Below are 13,103 nucleotides of genomic sequence, written 5' to 3' on the forward strand. Positions count from 1 at the left end.
CTGCAAAAAAATCAGAATTTTCAGGAGTTTCCAATGGCGAAGAAACCCAAGGCTGCCACCTTTATCAAAGACCCGCTCTGGTACAAGGACGCGGTGATCTACCAGGTTCACGTCAAATCCTATTTCGACTCCAACAACGACGGCATCGGTGACTTTCCCGGGCTGATCGCCAAGCTCGACTACATCGCCGACCTGGGTGTGAACACCATCTGGCTGTTGCCGTTCTACCCCTCGCCACGCCGTGACGACGGCTATGACATCGCCGAATACCGTGGCGTGCACAGCGACTATGGGACCATGGCCGACGCCAAACGCTTTATCGCCGAGGCGCACAAACGCGGGCTGCGGGTGATCACCGAACTGGTGATCAACCACACCTCCGACCAGCACCCCTGGTTCCAGCGAGCACGCAAGGCCAAGCCGGGTTCGGCGGCCCGGGATTTCTACGTCTGGTCCGACGACGACCAGAAATACGACGGCACGCGGATCATCTTCCTCGACACCGAAAAGTCCAACTGGACCTGGGACCCGGTCGCCGGCCAGTATTTCTGGCACCGTTTCTACTCCCACCAGCCGGACCTGAATTTCGACAACCCGCAAGTCATGAAAGCGGTGCTGTCGGTGATGCGCTATTGGCTCGACATGGGCATCGACGGCCTGCGCCTGGACGCCATTCCCTACCTGATTGAGCGCGACGGCACCAATAACGAAAACCTGCCGGAAACCCACGACGTCCTCAAGCAGATCCGCGCCGAAATCGACGCCCATTACCCGGACCGCATGCTGCTGGCCGAAGCCAACCAGTGGCCGGAAGACACACAGCTCTACTTCGGCGACAAGAAGGGCGACGACGGCGATGAATGCCATATGGCCTTTCACTTCCCACTGATGCCACGTATGTACATGGCGTTGGCCCAGGAAGATCGCTTCCCCATCACCGATATTCTGCGCCAGACTCCGGAGATTCCGGCCAATTGCCAATGGGCGATCTTCCTGCGCAACCACGATGAACTGACCCTGGAAATGGTCACCGACAAAGAGCGCGACTACCTGTGGAATTACTACGCCGCTGACCGTCGTGCCCGCATCAACCTGGGCATTCGTCGGCGCCTGGCGCCGCTGGTGGAGCGTGACCGCCGCCGCGTCGAGTTGCTCAACAGCCTGCTGCTGTCGATGCCCGGCACGCCAACCTTGTACTACGGCGACGAAATCGGCATGGGCGATAACATTTACCTCGGCGACCGCGACGGCGTGCGCACGCCGATGCAGTGGTCCATCGACCGTAATGGCGGCTTCTCGCGCGCCGACCCGGCCAGCCTGGTGCTGCCGCCGATCATGGACCCGCTTTACGGCTACCAGTCGGTCAACGTCGAAACCCAGGCCCAGGACCCGCATTCGCTGCTCAACTGGACCCGGCGCATGCTCGCAGTGCGTAAGCAGTCCAAGGCCTTTGGCCGTGGCAGCTTGAAAATGCTTTCGCCGAGCAACCGCCGCATCTTGGCCTACACCCGTGAATTCACCGGCGAAGACGGGCGCACGGAAATCATCCTGTGCGTGGCCAACGTGTCGCGCAGTGCCCAGGCGGCTGAGCTGGACCTGTCGGCCTTCGCTGGCATGGTGCCGGTGGAAATGCTCGGCGGTAATGCCTTCCCGCCAATCGGCCAGCTGAATTTCCTGCTGACCCTGGCACCGTACGGTTTCTACTGGTTCGTGCTGGCGGCGGAAAACCAGATGCCGAGCTGGCATGTGCAACCGGCGCAAAGCATCCCGGACTTCACCACGCTGGTGTTAAAAAAACGCATGGAAGAGTTGCTCGAAGAGCCGTGCCGCACCACCCTGGAGCAGACTTCACTGCCGGCATGGCTGCCCAAGCGGCGTTGGTTCGCCGGCAAGGACGTGGCCATCGACAGCGTGCGCATTGCCTACGGCGTGCGTTTCGGCGACCCACAGCACCCGGTGCTGCTCAGCGAAATTGAAGTCAGCAGCGGTGGCCAGGTCAGTCGTTATCAGCTGCCATTCGGCTTCCTCGCCGAAGACCAGTTCACCAGTGCCTTGCCACAGCAACTGGCCCTGGCCCGTGTACGCCGCACGCGTCAAGTCGGGTTGGTGACCGATGCCTTCAGCCTTGAGCACTTTATTCGTGCGGTGATCCACGGCTTGCAAGCCGGCACCGTACTGAACACCCCCGAAGGCGATTTGCGCTTTGAGGCCACGCCGCATCTGGCCAGTTTGCACCTGAGCGATGAGTCGCAGGTTCGCTATCTGTCGGCCGAGCAGTCCAACAGTTCGGTGGTGGTGGGCGAAAGTCTGGTGCTCAAGCTGATCCGTAAGGTCAGCAGCGGTGTGCACCCGGAGCTGGAAATGAGCGCCTACCTGACCGCCGCCGGTTACCCGAACATTTCGCCCTTGCTCGGATCGATGATTCGGCGTGATGCCCAGGGCGAAGACAACCTGTTGATGATTGCCCAAGGCTATTTGAGCAATCAGGGCGATGCCTGGGCCTGGACGCAGAACAGCCTGGAACGCGCGATTCGCGACGAGCTGGCCGAAGCCATCTCTGAACAGGAACAGCACTACAACGCACTCGGCGAGTTGCAGGATTTTGCCGGCCTGCTCGGCCAGCGCCTGGGTGAAATGCACGTGGTGCTGGCGGCGAAAACCGCCAATAAAGACTTCAAGCCCGAAGCGACTACCGTCAAGGACACCCAGGCCTGGGCCAAGGACGTCGGCGCGCAGATCGACCGTGCCCTGCAGTTGCTCAAACTTCATCAAAGCCAATTGAACCCTGCCGATCAGGCGCTGGTCAGTGAGTTGCTGGCGCAGAAAAAAGCCATCGGCGCTCACGTCCAGGCCTTGGCGAAAGCCACGGCGGGCGGCCTGCGGATCCGCGTCCACGGTGACTTGCACCTGGGCCAGGTACTGGTGGTGAAAGGCGATGCCTACTTGATCGACTTTGAAGGCGAACCGGCGCGGCCGCTGCATGAACGGCGCGGCAAGCACAGCCCGTATAAAGATGTGAGTGGTGTGCTGCGTTCGTTTGATTACGCCGCCGCCATGGCCCTGAATGTGCAAGGCGTGGATCACTCGCCGGAGGCGGACATCGCCCGCAAACGTGTGACCGACCGTTACTTGAGTGAGGCGCGTGAGGCATTTATCCAGGCTTATCATCAGGCTACGACTACACTGGCGCATGACTGGCAGGATGCCAAAGGCCAGAGCGCCGCGCTGACGTTGTTCAGTTTGGAGAAGGCCGCGTACGAAGTGGCTTACGAAGCGGAAAATCGCCCGACCTGGTTGCCGGTGCCGTTGCAAGGTTTGCACGGCCTGCTCAGTGGGCTAACACCTATATCGAAAACTGCACGCGGTGGGGAGACGTCATGAGCTTTACAAATAAAGAACCGCTGCAACCGAAGTTGACGGCCATGCCGGCGTCCAAGGACGTCGAAGCACTGGTCAGAGCCGAACATCACGACCCGTTCTCGATTCTCGGGCCCCATGATGACGAGCAGGGCGGGCAATTTATCCGCGCGTTCCTGCCTGAAGCCTTGAGTGTAAAGGTCTTGGCCCGTGACAGCGGCGAACAAATCGGCAGCCTCGACGCAACCCAAGTGCCGGGTCTGTTTGTGGGGCATTTCGCCACTCGCCAGGAATATCTGCTGAAGATCCAGTGGGCCGGCGGCGAGCAAATCACCGAAGACCCCTACAGTTTCAGCCAGTTGCTGCTCGGTGAAATGGACCTGTACCTGTTTGCCGAAGGCAATCACCGTGACCTGAGCAGCTGCCTCGGCGCCCAGGTGACCAGCGTCGACGGCGTGCAAGGCGTGCGCTTCGCCGTGTGGGCCCCGAATGCGCGGCGCGTGTCGGTGGTGGGCGATTTCAATATCTGGGATGGCCGCCGTCACCCGATGCGCCTGCGTCACCCGTCCGGCGTGTGGGAGATCTTCATTCCGCGCCTGCAACCGGGCGCAGCCTACAAGTACGAAATTCTCGGCGCCCACGGCATTCTGCCACTTAAGGCCGACCCGATGGCCTTGGCCACCCAGTTGCCGCCCGACACCGCGTCGAAAGTCGCCGCGCCGTTGCAGGTGGATTGGCAAGACCATGAGTGGATGCAGTCGCGCGCCGACAAGCAGAAACCCACAGCGCCGCTGTCGATCTATGAGCTGCACGTCGGTTCCTGGCAGTGCGAATTGGACGAGGCCGGTGAAGTGTCCCGCCAGTACGGCTGGCGCGAACTGGCTGAGCGTCTGATTCCGTATGTGCAGGAATTGGGCTTCACCCACATCGAACTGATGCCGATCATGGAACACCCGTTCGGCGGTTCCTGGGGCTATCAGGCGTTGTCGCAATTTGCCCCGAGTGCGCGTTTTGGTTCGCCGGAAGATTTCGGCTTTTTCATCAACGCGCTGCACCAGGCCAATATTGGCGTGATCCTCGACTGGGTGCCGGCGCATTTTCCCACCGACACCCACGGCCTGGCCCAGTTTGACGGCACGGCGCTCTACGAATACGCCAACCCGCTGGAAGGCTTCCATCAGGATTGGGACACGCTGATCTACAACCTGGGCCGCACCGAAGTGCACGGTTTTATGCTGGCCTCGGCATTGCACTGGCTAAAACACTTCCATATCGACGGTTTGCGTGTGGATGCCGTGGCGTCGATGCTGTACCGCGACTATTCGCGTAAAGCCGGTGAGTGGGTGCCCAACCGCCACGGCGGCCGCGAGAACCTGGAGGCCATCGACTTCCTGCGCCACTTGAACGACGTGGTGGCACTGGAAGCGCCGGGCGCGCTGGTGATTGCCGAAGAGTCGACCGCCTGGCCCGGCGTCAGCCAGAGCACCCAGCAAGGTGGCCTGGGCTTCAATTACAAGTGGAACATGGGCTGGATGCACGACTCGCTGCATTACATCCAGCAAGACCCGGTGTACCGCGCCCATCATCACAACGAGTTGAGTTTCGGCCTGGTGTATGCCTGGTCCGAGCGGTTTATCCTGCCGATTTCCCACGATGAAGTGGTGCACGGCAAGCACTCGCTGATCGACAAGATGCCCGGCGACCGCTGGCAGAAGTTCGCCAACCTGCGCGCTTACCTGAGTTTCATGTGGATGCACCCCGGCAAGAAACTGCTGTTCATGGGTTGCGAATTCGGCCAATGGCGGGAATGGAACCACGACCAGCAGCTGGACTGGTACCTGCTGCAATACCCCGAACACCGGGGCGTGCAGAAGCTGGTTGGCGACCTCAACCGCCTGTACCGCGAGGAACCGGCGTTGCATGAACAGGACGACGCCCCGCAAGGTTTCCAATGGTTGATCGGCGACGATGCGATCAACAGCGTCTACGCTTGGCTACGCTGGAGCAAAGACGGCAAGCCGGTCCTGGTGGTCGCCAACTTCACCCCGGTGCCGCGTGAGGCGTATGCGGTCGGCGTGCCGTTTGCCGGGCGTTGGAGCGAGGTGATCAACAGTGATGCCGACATGTATGCCGGTTCCAACTTCGGCAATGGCGGGGAAGTGTTTACTCAGGATGAGCCGCGTCATGGGCAACCGGTGTCGCTGTCGTTGAACCTGCCGCCGTTGGGCGTGTTGATTCTGCGCCCGGAAACGCTTTAAGGGCTCTAGCATGGCGGATTCTGTTGTCCGCGCTACTGGCAGGGTGCCACAATGGCGCCTTTGTCGTGGCAGTCGAAGCAGGCGTATTTAATGAACGGCCTTGGGCGTGGACAGGAACAGGATTGCTTTATCGAGGAGCAGGTGCGAACGGACCGTTTGCACCAGCTGTTTCGCCAATCGTTCGCCGCCATTTTCGGCAGTTACCTGGGCGCCGTGATGCTCTGCTGGCTGTGCTGGGACCGTTTCGACCACAAGGTCATGCTGGTCTGGCTGGTGGTGCTGGCAGTTACCTCGCTGTTGCGTGTCAAGATGTTCACCGAATGGTTTCGCTGCCCTGACAACGAGCGCACGCCCGACCGCTGGGAACGCCGTTACTGGGTCACGCTAATGCTCTCTGCGGGTGTCTGGGGGATCGGCGCCCTGGCGGTCATGCCCCCCGACGATCGTGTATCGCAAGTGCTGGTCATGCTGTTTACCGTCGGCATGTCGGTCAGCGCGGTTTCCTGTTATTCCGCTTATCGCTACATGACCATGGGCTCCATGGCGCTGGTGCTCTTGCCGTGCACGCTGTGGTTGCTGTTCCAGCCATCGTCAATGCAAGTGGGCGTGGCGGTGGCGGTGTTGGTGTTCTCGACCTTTGTGGTCAGCGCCACACGCAAATTTTCCGATGCCTTGGAAAAGGCCTTCCGCCTGACCCGGCAAATGGAACGTGCCCACCATATTTCTACCCGCGCCGCACAGACCGATGAACTCACCGGGCTGATGAATCGCCGCGCATTCTTCGAACATGCCCAGCTGTTGTATGAGCAATGCCGTCATAACCAGCAGCCGCTGTGCGCATTGATGATGGACATGGATCACTTCAAGGACATCAACGACACCTACGGCCACCAGGCCGGCGACCAGGTGTTGCGCCAGATTGGCGGGGTGATCAGTGCGTCGTTTCGCCAGGCCGATGTGTATGGCCGGCTCGGGGGCGAGGAGTTTGCGGTGTTGTTGCCCAATACGTCGCTGGAGACCGCGCGGGGCATCGCCGAGCAACTGGTCAAGGCGATTTCGGGCCTGGCTTCAGCGCCCGTGCAGGGCTTGACCGCCAGCCTCGGCGTGGCCACCACCCGCAGCCTCGACCAGGACCTGCACAGCCTGATGAACACCGCCGACAAGGCGCTGTATCGCGCCAAGGCCATGGGCCGCAATCAAGTGGCGGTGGCGGAATAAAGCCTCAGTCCTTGCGCATCGATTTGGCCAACGCCTGCGCCACCTGCTCGGCGGAGTAGGGCTTGGGCAGGAACTCAAACCCGTCGTAACCACTGTCGGCCAGCTCTTCGCTGTAGCCCGACGTCAACACCACCGGCAGATCCGGCCGGCGCTCGCGCAGCAGCTTGGCCATGGCCACGCCGGTCATGCCGGGCATCACCACATCCGAGAAAATCGCGTCGAAGCCCGTAACCGCAGGGCCAGCCAGCGTGAGTGCCTGTTCTGCATGGGTGGCCCAGGTGGTCTGGTAGCCCAGGTCCTGCAAGATCTGATTGGCGAAACGGCCGACTTCCAGGTTGTCTTCGACGATCAGGATATGGCACAGCGAGGTGTCGTGAGCCAGGCTGCGCGCGTCCTGTACCAGGTTGGACGGCACAGCCGCAGCTTCAGCTGCGGGCAAATACAGGGTAAACACGCTGCCTTGGCCAAGGTGGCTGGCCACATCGACGTTGCCGCCCGACTGCTTGGCAAACCCGAACACCTGCGACAAGCCCAGGCCAGTGCCTTTGCCCACGGCCTTGGTGGTAAAGAACGGCTCGAAAATGCGCTCCACGGTGCCGTCGTCAATGCCGCTGCCGGTATCGGCCAGTGCAATCGCCACAAACGGCTGGCGGGCTTCGGCCTCGCCACGAATGCGTGGCAGCGCCGTCAGCGTGCTCACGCGCAGCGTAAGGGTGCCGCACCCGTCCATGGCATCCCGGGCGTTGAGCGCGATGTTGATCAATGCGGTTTCGAACTGGCTGGGGTCGACGCGCACGTAGCAAGGCTGGTGCGGCAGTTCAATCTGCACATGGATGCGTGCGCCGGTGACGCTTTCGAGCATCTCGCCGATGTTTTTCACCCGCAGGCACACATCGAAAACTTCCGGGTTCAGCGGTTGGCGACGGGCGAACGCGAGCAATTGGCTGGTGAGCTTGCTGGCGCGCTCGACCGTGTCCGACACGGCGCCCATATAGCGTTGGCGCCGCTCTTCGGACAAACCTGGCTGGCGCAAGAAGTCCACCGAGGAGCGAATAATCGTCAGCAGGTTGTTGAAGTCATGGGCCACGCCGCCGGTCAACTGGCCAATCGCTTCGAGCTTTTGCGACTGGTGCAGCGCAGCCTCGGCCTGGGTCAAGGCGTGGGTGCGTTGTTCTACCCGCTGCTCCAGCGTCGCGTTCAGCTCGGTAATGGCGGCAAGGCCTTCGCGTACGGCAGCGTCGGCGCGCACGCGCTCGATATGCGCCCAGGAGCGCTCGGTGACTTCACCCACCAATGCCAGGTCGTACGGCGACCACAGGCGCGCGGATTTGTGGTGCACGGCCATCAGCGCGGTCAGGCGCCCGTCCTTGATCAGCGGGAAACACACGGTCGCCGTGGCGCCCAGGGCCTGGTAGCTGGCCGATTCTTCGGGCGGGAATTCGTCGCGATTGTCGCGAATCACCAGCGCTTCACCGGCGCGCAACTGCTTGACCGCACGGGCGCCGAACGACGCCAGGCTGTAACGCCCGACGATACTCGGCGAGCCGGGCGCGGCCCAGTTGCCGCGAATGGTGAAGCCGTCTTCATCGGCGTCCATATCGGCATAGGCGCAATTGGACACTGACAGGTGCTCGGCCAACAGACGCGTGGTGGTGGTCATGATGGCTTCGGCGTCGGTGGCGTTGGTCACGGCGCTGCCGATGGCATCCAGTACGGCCAGGCGGCGCGCGAGGAACACGGTGGCGGTGGTCTCAGTGACGGTATTGAGCATGCCGACGACCGTGCCTTGAGGGTCGCGCAAAGGGCTGTAGCAAAACGTGAAGTAGGCCTGTTCGGGGCCGTTACCGCGCTCTATCACCAACGGAAAGTTTTCGACGTAGGTCGCATGCCCTTGAAAGGCTGCGTCAGCTATCGGACTGACTTCATCCCAGACCTCACGCCAGGTCTCGCTGAACGGCCGCCCCAATGAATACGGTTTATCGCCAAGAATAGGCACAAATGCATCGTTGTAGAGCGTGATCAGGTGTGGCCCCCAAACAATGGCGTGGGGGAAGCTTGAGGCAAAGCACAGGGCCACCGTGGTCTTGAGTACATCAGGCCACTGCTCCAGCGGGCCGAGTGGGGTACTGGCCCAATCGTGCTGGCGAACCCTCTCAGCCATGTCGCTGCTGCTTTGCAGCCAATTCATCATCGGGTGAACACCTTATTTGCCGCGGCCTCTGGAATGCCTGAAAACATCAGCACATCCAGCTACAGACCTGCATGGACGTTGCCAGTTCAGCGCAATTATCCATGAGATGGCACTTTGATGCTCTCTCCAAATGAACAGATAAAGGCGGCGGCGTTAAACGCGCCGCCTGACCGTTATTGCGAACCGAAAACCCCGGTCCAATAAATCCCGGCGTCACTCTTTGGATCCATGGCATAGGCCGCGCCCAATTCGCGAAATTGCGGGTTCATCAAGTTGGCGCAATGGCCTGGGCTGGCGAGCCAGCCGTCCACGACTTTACGCGGGGTGTCGAGGCCCGCCGCGATGTTCTCGCCGATGTTTTTCGCGATATACCCGGCCAGCTCGGCCCGGTCGCCGGGTGTGCGGCCATCGTGGTCGAGGTGGTCGAAGAAGTTGCCGTTGGCCATGTTGCGGGTGTGGCTGTTGGCGGCACCGGCCAGGTCATCGTTCCACGACAGCGGCGTGGTTGCCGTGAACGCTTGGGTGCCACATTGGCGCGGTTGCGCGCGGGCGGCATTGACCAGGTTGAGCAGTTGCTTGCCTTCGGTCTGCCAATCGCCCAGGCCGCTGGACAGCAGCGGGCGTGCCAGCACGATGCGCCAGTCCTGGCCGCTGTTGCTCACGCCGATGTCGACAAATTGCGGGTCGAGCACCACGCGGCAGAAACTCTCGCGCACGGCCTTCATGGCGGCCTGGGCATCCTTGGGGCCTGACAGGCTGATGGCCTGCACGTTGACCATCGGGTACGCGGCCCGCGCCAGCGCCTGCTGCAAGTCGCCGACATTGGTTGCCGGCAGCACCAGCCGCGTATCGCTGGCCAAGGGTGGCAGTTCCTGGGAACCCTGGTTACCGCAGCGCTGCACCTGGCTGCGGTACTGATTGATCTGTTGCACCAACTGACTTTCTTCATTCGCCATCGCGCTGGCGCAGAACGCCAGACTGGCGGCCAGCGTCGTAAGACCCATCATCAATGACAGCACGCGCATGGACGTTACCCTTGAGCTTGAAAGTGCCCATGATGCGCGATGTAACCCGGTCTGGCGCAACGCCTTTTTTGTTTTTTTGCCTCAACGGGTGTTCTGCAGGCCGTTCACGGCGCTGTGGCGGCGCCAGGCAAAGGTGCTGGCGGCGATGATCAAGGCCAGTGCCACGGCGAAGGTCACGTGCAGGCCATTAGCCACGGCTTGCCCCGTGGCGTGGGTTACATCGGGGCTGGCCCAGGCAAACACTGCGCCCAGGCCCGAGGCGCCAACAATCAGGCCGAGGTTGCGCGACAGGTTCAGCAGGCCGGAAATGGTGCCGCGTCGCGAGGCTGCGACATCGCTCATCACCGCAGTGTTATTGGCGGCCTGGAACAGGCTGTAGCCCAGCGTCAACAGGATCAGCGAGGCCAGGTACGCCAACAGGCCTGCGGCGAGAGACAGTGACAAGGCGCCGAAGGCCATGAGGCCCAACCCCGTGAGGGTCATGCGCTGGCTGCCGAAGCGGTCGGTGAGGTGGCCCGCCGGTAGGCCGTTGAGCGCTGAGACACAGGGCCCGACCGCCATCGTCAGGCCCATTGCGGCGGAGTCGAGCCCCAGGCCATGGGACAAATAGAACGGCCCGACCACGAAGGTAGCCATGATCACCGCCGACACCAACGCACTCATCGCCAAGCCGGCGCGCAACGCTGGCTCGCGCAATGGCACCCAGAATGCCTCACGCGAAGTTGCGGTGCCGTGCTGCCGATCCACCGGCAAATAACGCCAGGCGAGGGCGGCAGCCAACACGCCCAATGGCACACCCACCAGAAACAACGCGCGCCAGCCCCACACACCGAGCAGCACGCCGCCGACACTCGGGCCCATGGCCGTGCCCACGGCTGACATCGTGCCGAGCAAGCCCATCACGCGCCCGGTGCGCTCTTTGGTAACGGTGTCGCCGACCATGCCCAAGGTCATCGCCATCATGACCGCCGCACCCAGGCCTTGCAGGATGCGCGCGCCAATCAGCCATTCAAGTGTGGGCGCGACGCCGCACAGCGCGCAGGCCAGGGTGAACAGCAGCAAGCCCATGACCAACAGCCGACGGCGCCCGAAGCGATCACCGAGGCCGCCGGCGTTGACGATTACCGCCGTGATCGCCAACAGGTAGGCCAGCACCACCCATTGCACGGCGTGAAACGATGCATCAAACACCTGCGCCAAGCGCGGCAGGCCGACATTGGCGATGCTGGTGCCGAGCGAGGCCAGCAACATGGACAGCGACAGCGCGACGAGGCTGCCTCTTGGAGACGTGTGCATGGGGCGATTCCTTGAATGAACGTAGCTGTCGCCAATCTACGTCGTCGCCTAATCTGGCGGAAGGCGCACGGTTTGCAGCCTATACGTGCATCAAACGCCTTATAAGGAGTGCCCATGCCCGATCTCAACTTGCTGATCACCCTGGATGTGTTGCTCACCGAAGGCAGTGTCGCGCGTGCGGCCCAGCGCTTGCGCCTGAGCCCGTCGGCCATGAGCCGCGCACTCGCACGCTTGCGCGAAACCACCGGCGACCCCTTGCTGGTGCGCGCCGGGCGCGGCCTGGTGCCGACGCCGCGCGCGCTCGAGCTACGTGAGCAGGTCAGCCGACTGGTGCAGGAGGCGCAGACGGTACTGCGCCCCGCGCAAACCTTGGACATGGGGCAGGTGACGCGCACTTTTACGCTGCGCGCCAGCGAGGAATTTGTCGAAAACCTCGGGCCGGCGTTGCTGGCGCGTATCGCTCAGGAGGCGCCTGGCGTGCGCTTGCACTTCGTCAACAAAACCGACAACGACTCTGCGCTGCTGCGCGAGGGCAGCGTCGACTTGGTGATCGGTGTGGTCGACCCCGGCGCCGGCCCTGAGGTGCTGACCCAGGCGCTGTTTCGTGATCGCCTGGTTGGCGTGGTGCGCAGCGGCCATCCGCTGAGCCAGGGCGCCGTCAGCGCCGAGCGTTTCGCCGAAGGCCGGCACGTGTACGTCTCCAGGCGCGGGCTCGACCGTGGCCAGGTCGACGAGGCCCTGCAAGCACAAGGCCTGAACCGTGACATCAGCACCATCGTTGCCGGGTTTGCCACCGCGATTGCCCTGGCCCGCGACACAGACCTGATCGCCAGCGTGCCCGAACGCTATACCGTCAACCAACGCGAGGGGCTCTACAGCTTTGCGCTGCCGTTATCGATACCGACGTTTACCGTGGCCATGCTCTGGCACCCACGCCAGGACGCCGACCTGGCGCATCGCTGGTTGCGCGGTTGTTTGCGCGAGGTGTGCGGGCCATGACCCGGCTGCAACAGGTACAATCGCCGCTGCCTTGACGCGAAACCCCAGGAATTTGCATGTTCAGCCTTACCCGCTACACCACACCGTGCCCCGAGCCGATCAACGCGCAGATCCTGCAGATGGTGGTGGATAACCTCACCGACATCAGCAGCGTGGCGCTGCCGCCGAGTAACTTGCTCTACAACATCTACCAGTACGCCATTGGCTTTGAGGTGCACCTGTACCTGGAGGCACTGAACGGCTCGAAAGGCATTGCCGTTGAACTGGTGGTGGCGATGGACGCGGAACAGCTGGTGGGCTTTTGCCTGTACCTGCCGGTCAAGGATGACCCGCAAGCCTGCGGCGTCGCGTTCATGGCGGTGCAGGCCGGCAGGCGCCGCCAGGGTGTGGCCCGCGCGATGATTGAGGACGTGCTGGCGCGCTATCCCCACGCCGAGTTGGCCTGTGCGGTGGAAAAGGTCCCGGCTTTTGCGGCCATGGGTTTTCAAGTACGCGGCGCGCGCGGCACGCAGGTGCTGATGAACACCCGGGACTACGGCACTGACGGTTTGATGGGCGTGCTGGACGTGGCGGCGATTTATAGCTCGCTGGAAGTGCGACAGATTCACACGTACCTGCTGCAAAAACACGGCAGGCGCGCGATGGTGGATGCCGAGAAACAACGCGATCGGCACCTCGATCAGTTGGTGCGCAAGGTTCAGCGGTTTATCGCTGAACAATAAAGTGCCCGCTGTGGTTGCTGTGGCGAGCGGGCTTGCC

The 13,103-nt window shown here is 62.3% G+C and carries 8 protein-coding genes; 5 read left to right on the forward strand and 3 right to left on the reverse strand.

Translation table 11 applies throughout. From position 1 onward, the window contains the following. Window positions 1–33: 33 nt before the first annotated feature. From treS to HX783_RS26720, 3 genes are read left to right on the forward strand one after another with little or no spacing between them, the layout of a single operon-like run. A complete protein-coding gene (gene treS / locus HX783_RS26710) occupies window positions 34–3,381 on the forward strand; it encodes a maltose alpha-D-glucosyltransferase (protein WP_177018855.1) in 3,348 nt (1,115 codons plus the stop codon). Continuing rightward, window positions 3,378–5,615 carry a 1,4-alpha-glucan branching protein GlgB gene (gene glgB / locus HX783_RS26715; RefSeq protein ID WP_159957037.1) on the forward strand — a complete coding sequence of 746 codons (2,238 nt, stop codon included), beginning with the start codon at window positions 3,378–3,380 and terminating at the stop codon, window positions 5,613–5,615. The genes treS and glgB overlap by 4 nt, the downstream gene beginning before the upstream one ends. A 51-nt stretch (window positions 5,616–5,666) precedes the next feature. Next, the gene (locus tag HX783_RS26720; protein WP_177018856.1) at window positions 5,667–6,833 is read left to right on the forward strand and encodes a diguanylate cyclase; all 1,167 of its coding nucleotides are present in this window, start codon (window positions 5,667–5,669) and stop codon (window positions 6,831–6,833) included. A 4-nt stretch (window positions 6,834–6,837) separates the two neighbouring features. Here HX783_RS26720 and HX783_RS26725 read toward each other — a convergent pair whose 3' ends face one another. The 3 genes from HX783_RS26725 to HX783_RS26735 all read right to left on the reverse strand — a co-directional run bounded on the left by HX783_RS26725 (window position 6,838) and on the right by HX783_RS26735 (window position 11,345). Continuing rightward, on the reverse strand, window positions 6,838–9,024 hold the full coding sequence (locus HX783_RS26725; protein WP_159957033.1) for an ATP-binding protein: 2,187 nt from the start codon (window positions 9,022–9,024) through the stop codon (window positions 6,838–6,840). Between the two features lie 173 nt (window positions 9,025–9,197). After that, the gene (locus tag HX783_RS26730; protein WP_159957031.1) at window positions 9,198–10,049 is read right to left on the reverse strand and encodes a CAP domain-containing protein; all 852 of its coding nucleotides are present in this window, start codon (window positions 10,047–10,049) and stop codon (window positions 9,198–9,200) included. 81 nt (window positions 10,050–10,130) lie between these two features. Next, the gene (locus HX783_RS26735) at window positions 10,131–11,345 is read right to left on the reverse strand and encodes an MFS transporter (RefSeq protein ID WP_177018857.1); all 1,215 of its coding nucleotides are present in this window, start codon (window positions 11,343–11,345) and stop codon (window positions 10,131–10,133) included. A 114-nt stretch (window positions 11,346–11,459) separates the two neighbouring features. Here HX783_RS26735 and HX783_RS26740 point away from each other — a divergent pair, with 114 nt between their 5' ends. Both HX783_RS26740 and HX783_RS26745 read left to right on the forward strand, forming a co-directional pair. Further along, the gene (locus tag HX783_RS26740; protein WP_177018858.1) at window positions 11,460–12,344 is read left to right on the forward strand and encodes a LysR family transcriptional regulator; all 885 of its coding nucleotides are present in this window, start codon (window positions 11,460–11,462) and stop codon (window positions 12,342–12,344) included. Between the two features lie 56 nt (window positions 12,345–12,400). Next, window positions 12,401–13,066 (forward strand): GNAT family N-acetyltransferase, encoded by a 666-nt coding sequence (locus HX783_RS26745; protein WP_177018859.1) that lies wholly within the window; start codon window positions 12,401–12,403, stop codon window positions 13,064–13,066. The last annotated feature ends 37 nt before the right edge of the window (window positions 13,067–13,103 follow it).

Source organism: Pseudomonas sp. D2002, assembly GCF_013385735.1.
In the GTDB taxonomy this organism is placed as follows: Bacteria; Pseudomonadota; Gammaproteobacteria; order Pseudomonadales; family Pseudomonadaceae; genus Aquipseudomonas.